This is a genomic window from Chelativorans salis, assembly GCF_025336525.1.
Classification (GTDB): domain Bacteria; phylum Pseudomonadota; class Alphaproteobacteria; order Rhizobiales; family Rhizobiaceae; genus Chelativorans; species Chelativorans salis.
In genome coordinates this window covers 222,815-240,137 of the sequence record NZ_JAOCZP010000002.1, presented here as the reverse complement: position 1 = coordinate 240,137, position 17,323 = coordinate 222,815, and the positions used below count along the sequence as shown (strand labels likewise).

The following is a 17,323-nucleotide window of genomic DNA, read 5'->3' as shown; positions in this document are numbered from 1 at the left end:
AAAGGAGGTTCGAACGATGAAAGAATTTCATTGCGGATCACTCGTCCCCGGTTGCGACTGGCACACAAGGCATGAGGAAGAGGCGGAGGTCATCCGTCGCGCCGTTGAGCATATGCGCGAGGCCCATGGCGAGACGATCATCCGCGAAAGCATGATCGAGGCGATCCGCTCGCGCATTACCCAAGAGAGGGACGCGGCGTAGCGCCGTACCCCTCCCCCTGCGATAAGCTTGGAATGGGGAGGGTGGACAGCCACCGGAGGCGGATGGACGGGTGAGCTCGCTCCAGCCGCGCTCTGGCTTTTCATGATGATTCAGGCGTGAAATCCCTCGACGTCGAGTACGGCCGAAGCGGCCCCAACGGTCCCGTCGCTATCGCGCCGGTCCACCCTCCCCTCGAGAGGGAGGGAATGAGCGCTCGGCTTTCTTCAACAGCTCCTCGCGCGTCATCTTGAAGCCGGAGTCGATCCAGGCCTGCTCCAGCTCGGCGAGCAGCGCGCCGAGCTCTTCGCCGGGTGCATGGCCGGAGGCGACGAGGTCTTTTCCCTTGATTGGCAGGACCGGTCGTTTCCAGCGCTCGAGGATGTCGAGCAGCCGCTGGAAGCCGGCGGCTTCGGCAAGCGCCTTATCGTCCTCCGGCGCACGGGCGCGGGCGGTGGCGAGTGCCAGACGCAGACGCTTGTCGATGCCTTCGGGGCTATTGCGGTAGAGCAGCTTCACGAAATCGGCCTCGGAGAGCGCGCGGTCGGGAAGCGGCGCCTGCGCCCAGGCGACGATCGAGGCCGCCTCGGCCTTCGACAACCGCAGCCGCGCGGCAAGCGCCTCCAGGCGCGTGACGTCGGGCGGGAGGATGGCGGCCAGCCTGAGCATCGGGTCTGGCGGCCATGAAAGCCCCTGCTCCGCTGCCATCAGGGGGTGGATGGTATCGATGCCCCATTTCTCGCTTTCCGGCAGCACCATGGTGAGCGCATTGGTCGTGCGCATCCACAAAAGCGCTCGTGAAGGATCGGGCGCCGAAAGCAGCTTTCTCAGTTCGCCCCAGACGCGCTCGGCCGAAAGCCTTGAAAGGCCCTCCTTGAGCCGGGCGCAGGCCTTCAGACCTTCGGCGTCCGGACGGCCGGAGCCGTACCAGGCGAAGAAGCGAAAGAAACGCAGGATGCGCAGATAATCCTCCCGGATACGCGTTTCGGCATTGCCGATGAAGCGCAGGGTGTGCGTGTCGAGATCGTCGAGGCCGCCGACGAGGTCGACCACCCGCCCGTCGGCCTCCGCATAGAGCGCGTTGATGGTGAAGTCGCGGCGCTCGGCGTCGCTTCTCCAGTCGCGGCCGAAGACGACGCGCGCGCGCCGACCGTCGGTCTCCACGTCGGCGCGCAGCGTTGTGACTTCATAAGGCTTTCCCTTGGCCACGACCGTCACCGTGCCGTGCTCGTAGCCCGTGGGCACGACCTTGAAGCCGGCCGCCTTTGCCCGCCGTGTCGTCTCGTCGGGCGGGGTGGTGGTGGCGATATCGATATCGGTCACCGTCTGGCCAAGAAGCGCGTTGCGCACCGCCCCGCCGGCAATTCGCGCCTCTTCGCCGTCCGCATTGAGAACGCCAAGCAGCGCCTGCAGGCCCGGTTCCCGCAGCCAGTCGGCACCGGCGATGGTGGCAGAGGTCATTGCGCGTAGAGCCTTTCATAGAGCATGTGCAGGATACCGGCGGTGACTCCCCATATGAAGCGGCTGCCGTAAGGCATTGTATAATAAAAACGTTCCCGTTCCTGCCAAATTCGGCTTTCGCGCCTGTGGTTGGCCGGGTCCATGAGGAAGGACAGCGGCACCTCGAACGCCGCATCCACTTCGTCCGGATTGAGCGCCAGCGAAAAACCCGGTTTCACGACCGACAGGATCGGCCGAATACGATAGCCGCTGCCGGTCGCATAGTCGGGCATGCGGCCGACGATTTCGATGCGCGCGGGGTCGAGGCCGATTTCCTCCCGGGCCTCGCGCAGGGCAGCGTGCTCGGGCGAGGCGTCGCTTGCGTCGATGCGCCCTCCTGGCAGGGCGATCTGGCCCGAATGGCTGCGCAGATTGGCGGTGCGCTGGGTGAGGATGACGGTCGTCTCGTCATCGTGATCGACCACCGGAACGAGGACGGCGGCGTCATGCAGGCGATCACGCACGATGAGGTGCTTGAGGTCCGGGTTGAGGCGATGATCGCCGTAGGCGTCGGGATCGTGCGCGGGATCCTGTGCGGCGGCGCGGCGGCGGAATTCCTCGGCGGAGAAGGGATTTTTCGTGTCGGTCGAAAGGGTCATTCGGAGAGCGCCTTGAGCTTTTCGGCGGGCATGATGGGAAAGACCATGCCGCCGGAGCGGACAGCGAACATCACCCGGCCGTCGATCTCCACCTCCTCGCCCAAGGCGGCAAGCTCGTACATGACGGGGCGCGCCACCAGCGCCTCCAGCCGTCCGCGCACGAGGACGTAGGGCTTCATGCCGCCGGTGCCATCCTCGTCGACGAAGCGGATGGGATGGTCCGAGCCCGCCTCCACCACGTCGCCCACATTGGTGCGGAAGGTCAGACGCTGATTCTCGCCCTTGCCCGTGGCAACCATCTCGACAGCAACGAACGGCGCGTCCTCGACGCGGATGCCGACTTTTTCCACCGGCGTTACGAGGTAGGTCTTGCCGTCCTCGTCCTTGCGCAGGACGGAGGAAAAAAGCTGCACGAGAGGCATCCGGCCTATGGGCGTGCCGAGATAGAACCAGGTGCCATCGGCCTTTATTTCCATGTCGAGGTCGCCGCAGAAGGTTGGATTCCAGCGCTCCACGGGGGCCGCGCCCTTGCCTGCACGCGCCGCACGCGCGATCAGCGCCGATAGCGCTCCGGCATCGGCAGCCTTGGCGAAAATGCCTTCCTCGGCGGAACTATGGCGATTTGCAGGGGTCATGGTCACGAAATAGTCACTGTTCTTCGGCTTGTCAGCCTTACGATCTGATTTAAGCTCCGTAGGGTGGCAGGCTGCGACTCCTGAACCATGTATCGCAGACGGGGCCAGTTCGGCAAAGCGAGGAAAAGCCGCATGAGCATCATCGCCAGGGAGAGCCAGGCCGGCGCGGTCAGGACCGGTGAGAAGGAAATGGTGGCGGAGGCCGAAACCGCCCTTGCCGACATCGCCCGTGTGCGCGAGGGCGTGGGCCGAGTGATCTACGGTCAGGAGGCGGTGGTCGAGCGGGCGCTCGTGGCATTGCTCGCCGGCGGGCACGCGCTTCTGGTGGGCGTGCCGGGCCTCGCCAAGACCAAGCTTGTGGAGACCCTCGGCATCGTTTTGGGCCTCGACACCAGGCGCATCCAGTTCACGCCGGACCTGATGCCGTCGGACATTCTCGGCTCCGAGGTGATGGAGCAGGACGAGAACGGCCGCCGCGGCTTCCGCTTCCTGCCGGGGCCGATTTTCGCCCAGCTCCTGATGGCCGACGAGATCAATCGCGCCAGCCCGCGGACCCAATCCGCACTTCTGCAGTCGATGCAGGAATACCACGTGACGGTGGCCGGCCATCGCCACGACCTGCCCTCCCCCTTCCACGTGCTGGCCACCCAGAACCCGCTGGAACAGGAAGGCACCTACCCGCTGCCCGAAGCCCAGCTCGACCGCTTCCTGATGCAGGTCGACATCCTGTACCCGGAACTGGAGGCAGAGAAGCGCATTCTCCTGGAGACGACAGGCGTTGAGGAAGCCCGGCCGGCGAACGTGCTCACACCGGAGAGGCTGAAGGAAGTGCAGACGCTCGTCCGCCGCATGCCGGTGCCTGAAAGCGTGGTGGAGGCTATTCTGGCGCTGGTTCGCTCGGCTCGCCCCGGCCTCGGCCATCCCGAGACGGACCGGCATGTTGCCTGGGGTCCGGGCCCGCGCGCCAGCCAGGCGCTGACGCTATGCGCCCGCGCCCGGGCTCTCTATGAAGGGCGACTTGCCCCTTCGGTCGACGACGTGCGCGCGCTGGCCGAGCCGGTGCTGCAGCACCGCATGGCGCTCACTTTCGCCGCCCGGGCGGAGGGCATGAGCGTGCGCGACGTCATCGCCCGGCTGGTCAAGGGGCTGGGCTGATGCAACGGCGGAACGTTGATGGCGCGGATCGGTGAAGTCACCACCCAGGTTGAGACGCGGGATGCGCTTGCGCGAGCACGCACACGGGCCGCACTGGTGCCAGATCTGCTGGTGGAGGCGCGGCGCGTCGTCAACAATGTGATCGCCGGCTGGCACGGCCGGCGACGGCGCGGCATCGGCGAGAATTTCTGGCAGTTCCGGCCCTATGTGGACGGCGAGGCGGTGGCCCGCATCGACTGGCGCCGCTCCGCCCGCGAGGAAGACCACATCTATGTGCGCGACCGCGAATGGGAGGCCGCCCACACGGTTTGGCTGTGGGCCGACCGCTCGCCGTCCATGCTGTTCCGCTCCAGCCAGGCGGACGTTTCCAAGGAATCGCGGGCGCTGGTGCTGATCCTGGCCTTGGCCGAGCTCCTGTCGCGCAGCGGCGAGCGCATTGCCTGGCCGGGGCTTTCCGATCCCTTCGCCGCGCGCAACGGGGCGGAGAGGCTGGCCCAGCAGATCGCCCATGCGGAGCCCACCACCGCGCGCCCCGACCTGACGGTCGTCCGTCGCTTCTCCGATATGGTCGTCGCGGGTGACTTTCTGGATTCACCGGAAGAGACCATGCGCTGGCTCGACCCGCTGGCACGCGTCGGCGCCAGAGCGCATCTGATTGAGGTGGCCGACCCGGCGGAAGAGACCTTCCCCTATTCCGGCCGCACCGAGTTTCATGATCCAGAGACGGGTGAACGGCTAACCGCGGGCCGCGCCGAGACGCTGGGCGAAGACTACCGCCGGCTCTATCTCGCCCGGCGCGAGACGCTTTCCAGGTGGTGCAAGAAGCTTGGCTGGAGCTACACTGTAAACCATACGGACCGACTGGCTTCCGAAGCGCTCATCGGCGTGCACACGGCAATGACGTCCGAAATGGATGTCGGCCGATGAATTTCCTCCCCCTCTCCTTCGGTGCACCGATGGTCTTATGGGGCCTGCTCGCCCTGCCCGTCATTTGGTGGCTCTTGCGGCTCACCCCGCCCCGGCCGCAGCAGGAGACCTTCCCGCCGCTCGCCATCCTGGCGCGTATCGTGAAGAAGGAGGAAACGCCGCACCAAAGCCCTTGGTGGCTGACGCTTCTGAGGTTGGCGCTGGCAGCACTCGTCATCCTGGCGTTGGCTGCTCCAGTCTTCAACCCGCGCGAAAAGATAGCCGTGGGCGGTGAGGCGCTGGCCATCGTGATGGATAACGGCTGGTCGAGCGCTCCTGACTGGGAGCGGCGTGTGGCCACGGCGACGCGGCTGATCAATGACGCCAAGGAGAGCAGCGTGCCGGTGATCGTGGCACTGACGGCGGAAAAGCCGGCGCAGGACATCGGGCCCTTTGACGCCGACACCGCTATCGAGCGGCTGAACGCGGCCGAGCCCCGGCCCGTGCCGACAGATCGACCGGCAACCTACGCCCGCGTTGCCGATGCGCTTGCCGATATGCCCGGCGCGACCCTGGCCGTGTTGGCGGACGGACTTGCGGGGCCCGACGACGAGGCGGCGTTCGAGACGCTGTTTTCCGCCGAGCTTTCCGACGTCCTGTGGGTTGCGCCGGACCGGCTGCCGGTCGTTGCGCTCTCCGACAGCGCCAACGAGCCGGAGCGCTTTGTGGTGACAGCGGTGCGGCGCGAGGACGAGATGGGGCCGCGCCAGGTTATCGCCCACGCTTCCGACGAGCGCGGGCGCCGGATCGCCGAGACGACCATCACCTTCGGTCCCGGCGAGGCACGGGCCCGCGGTGAAATGCGCGTTCCCTTCGAACTGCGCAACGACTTCGCCTCCATCGGCATTACCGGTGAGGACCATGCCGGCGCGCTGCGCATGCTCGACGAGAACGCGCGCCGCCGGCGCGTCGGGCTGCTGTCGCAGCATGAGGCGGACCAGGCGCAGCCGCTGCTATCGCCCCTCTACTATATCCAGCGCGCGCTCGGTCCCTATGCCGACCTCATCCGGCCCTCAGACCCCGAGCTGACCGAGGCCATCCCGCAGCTTCTGGAACAGAAGCCGGCGGCGATTGTCATGGCCGATGTCGGCACCCTTCCGGATTCGGCACGAGAGGCGCTGGTCGAATGGATGCGCGCGGGTGGCACGCTGATCCGCTTCGCCGGGCCGCGGCTGGCGGCGGCGGATCATGATGAAGAGTTGCTGCCCGTGCGGCTGCGCGAAGGCGAGCGCTCGTTGGGCGGCGCGTTATCGTGGTCGGAGCCGCAGTCGGTGGACGACTTTCCAGCAGGCGGCCCCTTCTCTGACCTGACACCGCCGCGCGACGTGACGGTGAGCCGCCAGGTGCTGGCCGAGCCATCGGCCGACATCGTCGAGCGCACCTGGGCCAATCTCGCCGACGGCACGCCGCTGGTGACGGGCGCCGCACGCGGCGACGGCCGCGTCATCCTGTTCCACGTCACACCGGAAGCCACCTGGTCGAGCCTGCCGATCTCCGGAAGCTTCGTCGAGATGCTGCGGCGCATCGTGCAGCTTTCGCGTAACCAGGGGAGCCTTGCGGCTGACCAGGAGGAACAGAGCGGACGGCTGCCGCCCTACCGCATGATCTCGGCCACCGGCACGCTGGTGCCGCCCGGGCCGGAGGCCGAACCGCTGCAGCTTGCCGGCGATGCGCCGGTCACGCTTGCCAATCCGCCGGGGCTCTACGGCTCGGAGGAAGGCGTGGTGGCGCACAACCTTCTGGCGCCGGATGCGCAACTTACCGCCCTCTCCCGCCCCACGGCGCCGGTGACCATGAGCGAAGCACGCTATGCCTTCGACCAGTCGCAGCCGCTCAAAGGACCGCTGATGGCCGCGGCGCTGGCACTTCTGGCGCTCGACACGCTGGCTGTGCTGTGGCTGGGCGGGCTGTTGCAGCGGCGCCCGACGCGCCGCGCCGCCTCCACTGCTTCTGTGCTGCTTGCCACCGCCCTCGCATTCTCGCTGCTGGTGCCGGACAATGCGTTGGCGCAGGACAACCCGCAGCCGGGCGACATGGAGGCGATCGAGGCGATTGCGGCCACCCGTATCGCATATGTCAGGACCGGCATTTCCTCGGTCGATGCCATCAGCCGCGCTGGCGTACAGGGCCTGTCGCGCTTCCTGGCCGAGAAGACGGCGCTGGAGCCCGGCGCGCCAGCGGCTCTCGACATCGCCACGGATGAGCTTTCTTTCTATCCCCTCATCTACTGGCCCATCGACCCCAATGCCGAGATGCCCTCCGAGGAGGCCATCGCGCGCATCGACGCCTATATGCAGCAGGGAGGCACAGTGCTTTTCGACACGCGCGACCAGTACTCCTCCGGCTTTGGCTCGTCCGGCTCGGTGAGCCCTGAGACGCAGCGGCTGCGCGACATCCTTTCCGGCCTGAACGTGCCGCCACTGGAACCGGTGCCGGATGACCACGTGCTTACCAAGGCGTTCTACATCCTCTCGGAGTTTCCCGGCCGTTACCGCGGCAGCGACTTGTGGGTGGAAGCCTCCGCGGAGGCGGAGAGCCGCGCTGACCGGCCCGTGCGCACGGGCGACGGTGTGTCCCCCATCATGATCACCGCCAACGATCTTGCCGGCGCATGGGCCGTGGGTTCGAACGGCGAGCCGCTGCTGCCCACCGTGCCGTCGGACCCGATGCAGCGCACATATGCACTGCGGGCGGGCGTGAACATCATGATGTACATGCTGACCGGAAACTATAAGTCGGACCAGGTTCATGTGCCTGTCCTGCTGGAGCGGCTCGGCCAATGATGAACTGGTCCTTGAGCTTCGATCCGCTGTTTTCCTGGGGTGTACTGGCGCTTCTTACGATCCCGCTCGCCTGCCTGATGGCGCTCAGCCTGTTCGCTGGCCGGCGCGGCGCGCTGCTTCGCCTGGGAGCACTTATCGCTCTGGCGCTGGCGCTCCTTAATCCGGTGCTCCTAGAAGAAGAGCGGGATCCGCTCAAAAGCGTCGTCGCCGTGGTGATCGACGAAAGCCAGAGCCAGGACATCGGCGACAGGAGCGAGGAGACACAACAGGCGGCGCAAGCGCTGGCGGAGCGGCTGGAGCGCTTCAATCAGTTCGAGGTGCGTACGGTCGAGGCCGGCCGAGGCGAAGCCGTCGACGAGAACACCGAGACCCGTCTCTTCGAAGCGCTGGAGAGCACGTTACGCGACGTGCCATCCTCGCGCGTGGCCGGCTCCATCATGATCACCGACGGCCAAGTGCACGACACACCGCCAAACGTCTCGGGCCTCGCCGGACCGCTGCATGCGCTGATCACCGGCCGGGAGGGCGAGCGCGACCGGCGAATCCGCTTTGAGCGTGCGCCACGCTTCGGCATCGTCGGGCAGCCTCTGGAAATGAGCTACCGCGTCATCGATACCGAGGGCGAGACCGGGCAGGTGGAGGTCGAGGTTCTCGTCAATGGTGAACTGGCGCTGGTCGAGCAGGCGACGATCGGCCAGGAAATGCCGCTGGAAGTCACCGTCCCCACCGCCGGACGCAACATAGTGGAACTCAGGATCCCGGTGGAAGAGGGCGAGATTACGGAGACCAACAACCGCGCCGTCGCCCTGATCGACGGCATCCGCGAGAACCTGCGCGTGCTGCTCGTTTCCGGTGAACCGCATTCGGGCGAGCGGACCTGGCGCAACCTGCTCAAGTCCGACGCTTCCGTCGACCTCGTCCACTTCACCATCCTGCGCCCGCCGGAGAAGCAGGACGGCACGCCGATCAACGAATTGTCGCTGATTGCCTTCCCGACGCGCGAGCTCTTCGTCGAAAGGATCGACGACTTCGACCTCATCATCTTCGACCGCTACCAGCACCGCGACGTGCTGCCGATCCTCTATTACGACTACATCGCCGAGTATGTGGAGAATGGCGGAGCACTTCTGATCGCCGCTGGGCCCGAGTTCGCCGGTGACCAGTCCATCGCCCATACGCCGCTGATCTCGGCGCTGCCGGCGCTGCCCAGCGGAGAGGTGACGGAAGCCGGCTTCTATCCCCGCCTGACGGATACGGGCGCCCGCCACCCCGTCACCCGCGGGCTCGACGGTTCGGCCTCCGAGCCGCCCGGCTGGAGCCGCTGGTTCCGCGCCGTCGGCATCGGCCGGACGGACGGCCAGGTGGTGATGCAGGGGCCGGACGAGCAGCCGCTTCTCTTGCTGGCGCGCCGCGGCGAAGGCCGGGTCGGCATGTTCCTGTCCGACCAGGGCTGGCTGTGGGCGCGCGGCTTCGAGGGCGGCGGCCCCTACGTCTCGCTCTATCGCCGCATCGCCCATTGGCTGATGAAGGAGCCGGACCTGGAGGAAGAGCGGCTGACGGCGGCCGGCCGCGGCATGCGGCTTGAGATCACGCGCCAGTCCATGGAGGACGAGGTCGGCACGGCCACGGTGACCGCCCCTTCGGGCGAAACACGCGACGTGCCGCTGACGGCCGGCGAGCCCGGCCTCTTCCGCGGCACGCTGGAGGCCGACGAAATCGGCCTCTACCAGGTCGAGAACGGTGATCTGACGGCGCTTGCCCATGTCGGCCCGGTCAATGCGCCGGAATTCGTGAACACGGTGTCGACGGAAGAGGTGCTGGCGCCGGTGGCCGAGGCGAGCGGGGGAAGCGTGCGCCGGCTGGAGGGTGGCGTGGGCGGACTGAACCTCCCCAACATCGTGCCGGTGCGCGCCAACGCCACCACGGCGGCAGGGCGCGACTGGATCGGGCTAAGGAGCACCAACGATAGCGTCTTGCAGTCGATCAGGCGGGTGCCGCTGTTCGCCGGCTTCCTGGGTCTCGGGCTGCTGCTCCTGGCGCTCGGCGCCATGTGGTACCGTGAGGGGCGCTAAGGCGCGATCCGGCTCCCCACATCAGTGGCCGCGGCCTTCTTGCTTCGCAACGCCACATTTCAACCGCTCCGTCACTACAGTATAGGATCGAAAATCGATTCTCAGGAAGCACGATGGGTAGATTATGCGCCCGAACGGACGCACGGCGCTCCAAGTATATTTTATCAGCTATACCATTGATTTAAATAATTATTCGAGAGGACAAGATGCGGATTTCGACATCTATTGGAGCCATCGCCGCCGTATTGGCGGCGCTCTGTGGCTCTGCTTCTGCGGGAGGTGGGGATGCGCCGGCGAACTTTCTCTATACGAGTTCCGGAAGCCTTGAAGAGTTACGGCCTGTTCTTGAGCGGCCTGACATCGACGGCGTTCAGATCGTCTACAACTGGAAGTCGCTGGAACCCGGCATGGGGCAATACGACTTCTCGGCGATCGAGGGGGATCTGGCGGTTGCCGACAAGCTAGGCAAGAAGCTTTTCATCCAAGTGCAGGACCGCTTCTTCTCGATCGAGGCGAGGAACGTGCCTGCGTATCTGACGACCGGCCTGCAATATGGCGGCGGCCTGGTGGCTCAGGTCGACAACGCCGGTGAGAGACAGCCGGTCGGTCACGGCTGGGTGGCCATGCAGTGGAACGATGCGGTGCGCGGCCGCTTTCAGGCTCTCATAGAAGCCTTGGCCGATACGTTCGACGGGAGGGTATTCGGCATAAACCTGCCCGAGACCGCCGTCGATATCGACATGAAGGGCGACCGCACCGGTTTTACCTGTGACGCCTATTTCGAGGCGGAGATGGATAATCTGGCCGCCGCCTGGGCGGCCTTCACGAAATCGCACGTCGTGCAGTACGTGAACTTCTGGCCCTGCGAGTGGGCAAACGACCACGACTACATGGGGCGGCTGTTCGAATACGCCGCCGATCACGATATCGGCCTTGGCGGCCCCGACATCGTCCCCTACCGCAAGGTGCAGATGAAGAACGCCTATCCTTTTTTCAACCGATACAAGGGAAAGCTCGGCCTCGTGGCAATGGCGGTGCAGGAGCCGACCCTGACCTATACGAACCCGAAGACCCGCAAACCCTTCACGAAAGAGGAGTTCGTCCGCTTCGCCACCGATTATCTGGGGGTTGACGTGATCTTCTGGAGTTCGCAATCGCCATGGCTGAAGGGCTGACGGTGCTATTCGGACCGCCGGGCCTTGCTGCGGCATGGAAATGTGTTGAGGAATTGTCTTTGTTGTTTTCCGCGAGCGGTCTCCGTCACGGACCTCACACCCCTCGATCAGATAAGAGACGCCAACTCCGTACGAAATATCCAGGATGTGTCTCGGTCCAGCGAGCTACGATGGGCTGCACCTGAATGAAGGCAACGCTGGGATGGGTGGCCAAATCGGTGACGTATAGCTGCTGCGACTGGCAAGCCTCCGGCGCCGTCGCCAGGCAGGCCAGGATGATAAGTGTGTAGTCCATTATCTCCATTCGCGGAAACTGCGACCTGCCTGGCAATCAGAAAAAGGCCGCACAAACCGCCCCCCTTGTGATGATGCTGGTATCCAAATCTTGTGCTGGTTGCGCCTCTCTCGCAACGTGGCTTTTCGAAGTATGAAGCCTGCGCTATTGCCGGGAATTCCCCGCTCTTCAGCAACGCCGTTTCGAGGTAGCCTCAAGAGGATCGCCGCATCCGCCGGCCGCACAGAAACGCGACAACGAGCGGCCCGAGCACCATCAGGGCGGAGGCGAGATAGGTCTGGGCAATGTAGGCAGCACCAAGTTCACGCAGGATGGCTGGGCCAGCATGCGGGTCGTTGACTTCCCCGAACATGCTCGATGCCACAGAAGCGAGACGGGCAGCACGAGAAGGGCGAGCAGCGGGCACAGGCGGCTAAGGCCGTAGGACAAGGCGCTGAGGGTGGCGACCCGTGCCCAGATTTCCACTACCGTGGGCTCCTTGTCGGCTACCCCGGCCAATGCGGGGGACGCGGCTGCCAGCAACAGCGGCAGGGCGAGGAGGCGTGCGGTCTTGCGGTTCATGAGTCGGGCTTCGCCTAGCTCCCCCCACCCTCGGCCACCAATGCCGCGTGCGTCACCTTGCCCGAGAGTGCCGCCAGCGCGCCCTCCTTCAACTCCACCGCCAGGAGGCGGTTGGGATCGACCGGGCGCGGCATGCGCAGTTGGCCGGGCGGGATGCGTTTGAAGCCAAGCGGTCCGTAATAGGGTTCGTCGCCGACGAGGACCACCGCGCCGGCGCCAACCTCGCGCGCGGCCTCCACGGCGATCTTCACCAGCTTCTTGCCGATGCCCTTGTTCTTGTAGACGGGACGCACGGCAAGCGGCCCGAGCAGAAGCGCCCTGCCCTCGCCCGCGGCGATGCGCGTCAAGCGCACCGAGGCGACGACATGGCCCGCGTTGAGCGCGACGAAGGACAGCGCGCGTTCGTGCGGCCCGCCTTCGCGGATCTTGTAGGCGGCGCGCGTGAAGCGGCCGGGGCCGAAGGCCTCGGCGTTGATGTGCTCGATTTCGGCGTCGTGCGCCGGGTCTTCCGGCAGAAAGGTAATGTCGGCAAGGGACATGGAGAGATTTCCGGTGATGGGACAGGGTCATGCGGCGTCAGCGTACCGCGCAAGCCGCACCCACGAAGGGCGCGTCAGTCCTATCGTCGTCGCTGCACCGGAAAGAGAACCATTACATCCATCTCCAGGGAGCGGTTCCGCTAGCACCAAACGCCCGTCTCGTCCACTGGAATGATGCGCCTTCCTTGCGGAACGTCCTGAATTGTTGACGATGCGTTCATGCCTGCCGGGGTTGGGAAGTGCTCCTTTAGGTCCTAGATGCGGGTGGCAGACAGAAGGAGAATGACGATGGGCCTGCTTGTCGACGGCGTTTGGCGCGACCAATGGTACGACACCTCGAAAACCGGCGGCCGCTTCGAGCGGTCGAAATCGCAGTTTCGTGATTTCGTGACCAAGGACGGGCAACCGGCTGAGGGGCGCGAGCGCGGCTTCAAGGCAGAGCCCGGCCGCTACCATCTCTACATATCCTACGCATGCCCCTGGGCGCACCGCACGCTGATCTTCCGCAAGCTAAAGAAGCTGGAGGATGTGATCTCCTTCTCCGTCGTGCATCATTTCATGGGCGAGAACGGCTGGACGTTTAAGACAGGGGACGGGGCGACCGGCGACCAGCTCTACGGTCTCGATTTCCTGCACCAGATCTACACCAAGGCCGACCCGCATTATTCAGGCCGGGTGACGGTGCCGGTCCTGTGGGACAGGAAGACGGAGACCATCGTCTCCAACGAATCGGCCGAGATCATCCGTATGCTGAACTCAGCCTTCGACGAATGGGGCGATGCCTCGGTGGATCTCTACCCTGCACCACTGCGCGCCGAGATCGACGCCGTCAATGAGTTGGTCTACGAGAACATCAACAACGGTGTGTACCGCGCCGGCTTCGCCACGACACAGGAAGCCTATGAGGAGGCCTTCGGCCAGTTATTCGCCGCCCTCGACACGGTGGAAGAGCGCCTGTCGCGCCAGCGCTATCTCGCTGGCGAGCGGCTGACGGAAGCCGATTGGCGGCTTTTTACGACGCTGGCGCGCTTCGATCCGGTCTATGTCGGCCACTTCAAGTGCAACCTGCGCCGCATCAGCGACTATCCGAACCTGTCGAACTATCTGCGCGAACTCTACCAGGTGCCGGGCGTCGCCGAGACGGTGAATATGCGCCACATCAAGGCGCATTATTACGGCAGCCATGCCTCCATCAACCCGACGCGCATCGTTCCGGTGGGGCCGGAGGTGGACTATTCGGCACCCCATGACCGGGGGAGGCTCGCCAAGGCGGCGTAGCGCCTACCACTCCGCCGACACCGGCACCCCTTCGAAGATTTCCGCCAGGCGCCGCCGGGTGGCCTCCGTCGTCTCCTCCGGCAGCGCGTCGAGGGAAAAGAACCGTGCCTCGGCGATTTCCCCGTCCGGGGTGTGCGGGCGGGTCTGGCGGAAATTTGCGACGAGATAGACGGCGACGTGGTCGCGGCGGCTGGCCTGGCGGTTGAAATGAACCGACTTCAGCTCCGGAGCGCCAGCTAGGGCGATGTTGCCCTCCTCTTCCAGTTCGCGCGCCAGGCCAGCTTCCATGGTCTCGCCCGGCTCGACGCCGCCGCCGGGCAACTGCCATCCGGCCACATAGGTGTGGCGCACGAGGAGAACGGTGCGGGCCTGCGTGTCATACACGACGCCACGCACGCCGAGTGTCATGGGGCGGCGGAAGAGGAACCAGAGATGGAAGAGGCGCACGATGAGGCGCGTCTTCTCGGCAGGGCGTGGTTCCAGACGACGTGCGCTCATGCGAAACTCCGCGGGGGCTGGAAAGGCAGGCGGGGCTGCACTACACACGTTGCATGTTTCGCCTTGCACATTTTTCCGACATCCATCTGGGGCCGCTGCCCGACATAACCTATCGCGAACTCGTCTCCAAACGCATTACAGGCTACCTCCACTGGCAGCGCCGCCGGCGGGTCCACCTCGACCACGGCATCATCGACCGCATCACCGACGACATGCTGGCCGCGAAGCCCGACCACATCGCCCTGACCGGCGATCTGGTGAACCTCGCCCTCGACAAGGAGATCGAGATGGCACGGCTGTGGCTGGAGGGGCTCGGGGCACCGGAGGAGATTTCAGTGGTGCCCGGCAACCACGACGCCTACGTGCCACGGGCGCTCGCCAGGGCTTGCCAAGCTTGGGGCCCTTACATGAAGGGCGACGGAAGCATGCCGCCGACCGGCCGCTACGGCTTTCCCTATCTGCGGGTGCGCGGGCCGGTGGCGATCGTCGGGGTGTCGTCGGCGCGGGCGACCGCGCCGTTTCTGGCCAGCGGCTATTTTACCGAAAACCAGGCGGGGAAGACGGCCGAACTTCTGGACGAGGCCGGCGCACGGGGTCTCTTCCGCATCGTCCTGATCCACCATCCGCCAGTGCGTGGCGCTACGGGTCCGCACAAGCGGCTTCTCGGCATCTCACGCTTCCAGAAGATGGTGCGGCGGCACGGCGCGGAGCTAGTGCTGCACGGGCACACACACCTGCCCACGGTTCACCGCATCGACGGGCCGGACGGCACGGTGCCGGTGGTCGGCGTGGCGGCGGCCGGCCAGTTGCATGGCGGGGCGAAGCCCGCGGGGCACTACAATCTCTTCGAGATCGTCGGCGTCCCGGGGGCGTGGCAGGTGCGGCTGGCGCGGCGGGGGGCGGTCGAGGGGCAAGCGGAGATCGGCGAAATCTCTTCTCAGGTGCTGGTGTCCGGCGAGCGCACGCCGGCGTGAGCAGTCTCGCGACGACGGCGGAAGTAGGCCAGAAGTGCCGACAGGATTTTGCTTATGACCATACCCAACACGCCCGCGAAGAACACGAGACACACGAAGGCAAAGAGGCGAAAGTCTTCGTGCACCGCTCCCTGCTCGTCAATGGAAGCGAACGGGCTGAGAGCAACAAAAAGTCCAATTCCAAGAACGGTGAGGACGAGAGACGCCCAAGAGGAAAAAGCCAGAAAGCGCTGAAAAGATTCAGCCATAACCATCTCCAAGAATACATCTTCATCAAATAATGCACCGCCTGGCATGCGAATCCGGCCAAAACTTGTTTCTTTTCGGCGTTCTTCTTCGTCTCCCATCGATTCCCGGAGTTGCAGCGGCTTCTTGGGGGCTCACACTTTCAGAAGGTGGTGCGGCGGCGCGACGCGGAGCTGGTTCTGCACGGCACGCGCTTCTGTCCGCTATGCACTCCATCAACCGGGTCGGACGGTGCGGTGCCGGTGGTCGGCATGGCGGTGGCTTGGGTCCTCTTGCCACGCCGCGAGGGCCGCCGGGTATAACGCCCGATATATATACTATTAATAACAGTTTACTTGAGGCCCCACAACCTAAGGTATATATGGCCGAAATCTAGCGGGGGCTGGCGATCGGCAACGCGCGGACATCCGAGCGATGCGTCATAAGACGTTGCCGACCTTGTAAGGGGTAACGCCATGTCCACCAATGTCTATGTGGGCCTCGGCTCCACGGTTCCGAGCTTCGTCTATGACAAAGTTACCAAACCGGGGACCGACGGCGATGACACTCTCCTTGGCGGCGATGGTGAAGTCGTCCAGGGCGGCCCGGGCGATGATGCCATTGGCGGCGGAAACGGCAGCGTCCTTTCCGGGGGCGAGGGTGCCAATCGCTTTGTCCTTACCGGCAGCTGGGGCGACACTTATGTGACCGACTTCCAGCGCGGCGACAAGATCGACTTGTCGGGGGTCCCCGGTCTGAAGGGCTTCGACCAACTCGAGATCACTTCGACGGGGATAGACGAGACCGGCAATTCCCACGCCAAGGTGGGCGTCATCGTAGAGTTCGATGGCAACCGGATTGTCCTGGCCGGGGTTCATTGGTGGGATCTTACGGCAGACGATTTCATCTTCCCCGAAGACAACGATACCCCGACGCCTCCGGAGCCGGCGTCAGACGATGACCAGCCTGTAGTCGACGAAGGTGTGGCGGGGCTCGACACCAGCACCACCTCCAGCACCGAGGATCAGGCAATAGAAGGGGATGAGACCGACGGCGGGAATGAGAATGAAAGCGAAGCCGCGACGGCTGGCGAAGGGGATGCCATGGCCCAGGAACCGGTCCCCCTTTCCCTGGAGGGCCAAGCAGGCGTTGCCGACACTTTCGCCTTCGAGGCAGATGAGCACGGCGAGGTGCGCGACTTCGAGCTGGGCAAGGACAAGATCGACCTCTCCGGCATCCCCGGTCTCACGGACTTCCATCAACTCTCGCTTCACACCGAGATCGTCGAAACGAAGAGCGATCTCAGCACCAGGCATTCACAGGACACCATCCTGGAGTTCGAGGGTCAGGTCATCCGCATTGTCGACCTGCCTGCATGGGTGTTCGACGAGGCCGATTTCACGTTTGCCGAGGAGAACAAAGACCACGGCAGTAACATCGCCAACGACGAGAGCATGATCAGCGGCGACGACCAGGATAAAGATCTCACGGGCAGCAACGGTGATGACACCATCATCGGTGGCAGCGGCAATGACACGATCCGCGGCGGCGAGGGCGACGATATCCTCTATGGTGGTCCCGGCGCCGATATCTTCGTCTTCGAGTACAACGGAAGCCATGACAGGATCATGGATTTCGAACGTTACGTCGACAAGGTCATGGTGGAGGGCCAGATCGTCTATCACCCTGTAGAGGAAACGCGCCCGGACGACGGTGGCAACGAGCGTACGATCACCAGCAGCGAAGTCCACTATGATGAGGGAGGCTATAACAGCACAAGCAGCCTCATCATCGAAGATCTATTGGCGCGGCCCCAGGATTTCATTTGAGCAGAATGCTGGGCTTCACGTCGGGTCCGCATGCCGCGGA

The 17,323-nt window shown here is 64.9% G+C and carries 16 protein-coding genes; 9 read left to right on the top strand and 7 right to left on the bottom strand.

Annotated elements, in window-relative coordinates; genetic code table 11:
- Positions 1 to 16 precede the first annotated feature (16 nt).
- Positions 17 to 202 (top strand): DUF1059 domain-containing protein, encoded by a 186-nt coding sequence (locus tag N5A92_RS07015; RefSeq protein WP_159587076.1) that lies wholly within the window; start codon positions 17 to 19, stop codon positions 200 to 202.
- A 168-nt stretch (positions 203 to 370) separates the two neighbouring features.
- Here the strand turns inward: N5A92_RS07015 and N5A92_RS07010 are convergent, their stop codons facing one another.
- The 3 genes from N5A92_RS07010 to N5A92_RS07000 are packed head-to-tail and all read right to left on the bottom strand — an operon-like array spanning position 371 to position 2,933.
- Complete coding sequence (locus N5A92_RS07010) at positions 371 to 1,660, bottom strand: CCA tRNA nucleotidyltransferase (RefSeq protein ID WP_260901288.1); 1,290 nt, start codon at positions 1,658 to 1,660, stop codon at positions 371 to 373.
- Complete coding sequence (locus N5A92_RS07005) at positions 1,657 to 2,298, bottom strand: CoA pyrophosphatase (RefSeq protein WP_260901287.1); 642 nt, start codon at positions 2,296 to 2,298, stop codon at positions 1,657 to 1,659. Before N5A92_RS07005 ends, N5A92_RS07010 begins: the two co-directional genes overlap by 4 nt.
- On the bottom strand, positions 2,295 to 2,933 hold the full coding sequence (locus N5A92_RS07000) for a DUF1285 domain-containing protein (protein WP_260902300.1): 639 nt from the start codon (positions 2,931 to 2,933) through the stop codon (positions 2,295 to 2,297). The genes N5A92_RS07005 and N5A92_RS07000 overlap by 4 nt, the downstream gene beginning before the upstream one ends.
- 132 nt (positions 2,934 to 3,065) lie before the next feature.
- Between N5A92_RS07000 and N5A92_RS06995 the strand changes: the two genes are divergently transcribed.
- The 5 genes from N5A92_RS06995 to N5A92_RS06975 all read left to right on the top strand — a co-directional run bounded on the left by N5A92_RS06995 (position 3,066) and on the right by N5A92_RS06975 (position 11,084).
- On the top strand, positions 3,066 to 4,088 hold the full coding sequence (locus N5A92_RS06995) for an AAA family ATPase (protein ID WP_260901286.1): 1,023 nt from the start codon (positions 3,066 to 3,068) through the stop codon (positions 4,086 to 4,088).
- An 18-nt stretch (positions 4,089 to 4,106) separates the two neighbouring features.
- On the top strand, positions 4,107 to 5,015 hold the full coding sequence (locus N5A92_RS06990; protein WP_260901285.1) for a DUF58 domain-containing protein: 909 nt from the start codon (positions 4,107 to 4,109) through the stop codon (positions 5,013 to 5,015).
- Positions 5,012 to 7,837, top strand: coding sequence for a DUF4159 domain-containing protein (locus N5A92_RS06985; RefSeq protein ID WP_260901284.1), 2,826 nt, complete (start codon positions 5,012 to 5,014; stop codon positions 7,835 to 7,837). The genes N5A92_RS06990 and N5A92_RS06985 overlap by 4 nt, the downstream gene beginning before the upstream one ends.
- On the top strand, positions 7,837 to 9,909 hold the full coding sequence (locus tag N5A92_RS06980) for a hypothetical protein (protein ID WP_260902298.1): 2,073 nt from the start codon (positions 7,837 to 7,839) through the stop codon (positions 9,907 to 9,909). Before N5A92_RS06985 ends, N5A92_RS06980 begins: the two co-directional genes overlap by 1 nt.
- 206 nt (positions 9,910 to 10,115) lie before the next feature.
- Entirely contained in the window at positions 10,116 to 11,084 is a 969-nt protein-coding gene (locus N5A92_RS06975) for a hypothetical protein (protein ID WP_260901283.1), read from the top strand.
- A gap of 488 nt (positions 11,085 to 11,572) precedes the next feature.
- Here the strand turns inward: N5A92_RS06975 and N5A92_RS06970 are convergent, their stop codons facing one another.
- Together N5A92_RS06970 and N5A92_RS06965 are read right to left on the bottom strand one after the other, a co-directional pair.
- Positions 11,573 to 11,731, bottom strand: a complete 159-nt coding sequence (locus N5A92_RS06970; RefSeq protein ID WP_260901282.1) for a hypothetical protein — start codon at positions 11,729 to 11,731, stop codon at positions 11,573 to 11,575.
- Between the two features lie 223 nt (positions 11,732 to 11,954).
- Positions 11,955 to 12,479, bottom strand: coding sequence for a GNAT family N-acetyltransferase (locus N5A92_RS06965; protein ID WP_260901281.1), 525 nt, complete (start codon positions 12,477 to 12,479; stop codon positions 11,955 to 11,957).
- A 288-nt stretch (positions 12,480 to 12,767) separates the two neighbouring features.
- On the opposite strand from N5A92_RS06965, the gene N5A92_RS06960 reads away from it, so the two are divergent.
- The gene (locus tag N5A92_RS06960; protein ID WP_260901280.1) at positions 12,768 to 13,757 is read left to right on the top strand and encodes a glutathione S-transferase family protein; all 990 of its coding nucleotides are present in this window, start codon (positions 12,768 to 12,770) and stop codon (positions 13,755 to 13,757) included.
- 3 nt (positions 13,758 to 13,760) lie between these two features.
- Here the strand turns inward: N5A92_RS06960 and N5A92_RS06955 are convergent, their stop codons facing one another.
- Complete coding sequence (locus N5A92_RS06955; RefSeq protein ID WP_260901279.1) at positions 13,761 to 14,255, bottom strand: NUDIX domain-containing protein; 495 nt, start codon at positions 14,253 to 14,255, stop codon at positions 13,761 to 13,763.
- Positions 14,256 to 14,308: 53 nt separating this feature from the next.
- On the opposite strand from N5A92_RS06955, the gene N5A92_RS06950 reads away from it, so the two are divergent.
- Complete coding sequence (locus N5A92_RS06950; RefSeq protein WP_260901278.1) at positions 14,309 to 15,229, top strand: metallophosphoesterase family protein; 921 nt, start codon at positions 14,309 to 14,311, stop codon at positions 15,227 to 15,229.
- On the opposite strand, the gene N5A92_RS06945 is transcribed toward N5A92_RS06950, so the two are convergent.
- Complete coding sequence (locus tag N5A92_RS06945) at positions 15,193 to 15,576, bottom strand: hypothetical protein (RefSeq protein ID WP_260901275.1); 384 nt, start codon at positions 15,574 to 15,576, stop codon at positions 15,193 to 15,195. The two genes, N5A92_RS06950 and N5A92_RS06945, sit on opposite strands and share 37 nt — an antisense overlap.
- Before the next feature lie 354 nt (positions 15,577 to 15,930).
- Between N5A92_RS06945 and N5A92_RS27260 the strand changes: the two genes are divergently transcribed.
- The gene (locus N5A92_RS27260; RefSeq protein WP_313958392.1) at positions 15,931 to 17,283 is read left to right on the top strand and encodes a calcium-binding protein; all 1,353 of its coding nucleotides are present in this window, start codon (positions 15,931 to 15,933) and stop codon (positions 17,281 to 17,283) included.
- Positions 17,284 to 17,323: the final 40 nt, after the last annotated feature.

Bases quoted from the DNA above. Each gene is read 5' to 3' on its own strand.
- N5A92_RS06955 (WP_260901279.1), bottom strand. From the start codon at position 14,255: ATGAGCGCACGTCGTCTGGAACCACGCCCTGCCGAGAAGACGCGCCTC.
- N5A92_RS06970 (WP_260901282.1), bottom strand. From the start codon at position 11,731: ATGTTCGGGGAAGTCAACGACCCGCATGCTGGCCCAGCCATCCTGCGT.
- N5A92_RS06980 (WP_260902298.1), top strand. From the start codon at position 7,837: ATGAACTGGTCCTTGAGCTTCGATCCGCTGTTTTCCTGGGGTGTACTG.
- N5A92_RS06965 (WP_260901281.1), bottom strand. From the start codon at position 12,479: ATGTCCCTTGCCGACATTACCTTTCTGCCGGAAGACCCGGCGCACGAC.
- N5A92_RS06985 (WP_260901284.1), top strand. From the start codon at position 5,012: ATGAATTTCCTCCCCCTCTCCTTCGGTGCACCGATGGTCTTATGGGGC.
- N5A92_RS06960 (WP_260901280.1), top strand. From the start codon at position 12,768: ATGGGCCTGCTTGTCGACGGCGTTTGGCGCGACCAATGGTACGACACC.
- N5A92_RS06945 (WP_260901275.1), bottom strand. From the start codon at position 15,576: ATGGGAGACGAAGAAGAACGCCGAAAAGAAACAAGTTTTGGCCGGATT.
- N5A92_RS07010 (WP_260901288.1), bottom strand. From the start codon at position 1,660: ATGACCTCTGCCACCATCGCCGGTGCCGACTGGCTGCGGGAACCGGGC.
- N5A92_RS06995 (WP_260901286.1), top strand. From the start codon at position 3,066: ATGAGCATCATCGCCAGGGAGAGCCAGGCCGGCGCGGTCAGGACCGGT.
- N5A92_RS06950 (WP_260901278.1), top strand. From the start codon at position 14,309: ATGTTTCGCCTTGCACATTTTTCCGACATCCATCTGGGGCCGCTGCCC.
- N5A92_RS07005 (WP_260901287.1), bottom strand. From the start codon at position 2,298: ATGACCCTTTCGACCGACACGAAAAATCCCTTCTCCGCCGAGGAATTC.
- N5A92_RS07000 (WP_260902300.1), bottom strand. From the start codon at position 2,933: ATGACCCCTGCAAATCGCCATAGTTCCGCCGAGGAAGGCATTTTCGCC.
- N5A92_RS06990 (WP_260901285.1), top strand. From the start codon at position 4,107: ATGGCGCGGATCGGTGAAGTCACCACCCAGGTTGAGACGCGGGATGCG.
- N5A92_RS27260 (WP_313958392.1), top strand. From the start codon at position 15,931: ATGTCCACCAATGTCTATGTGGGCCTCGGCTCCACGGTTCCGAGCTTC.
- N5A92_RS06975 (WP_260901283.1), top strand. From the start codon at position 10,116: ATGCGGATTTCGACATCTATTGGAGCCATCGCCGCCGTATTGGCGGCG.
- N5A92_RS07015 (WP_159587076.1), top strand. From the start codon at position 17: ATGAAAGAATTTCATTGCGGATCACTCGTCCCCGGTTGCGACTGGCAC.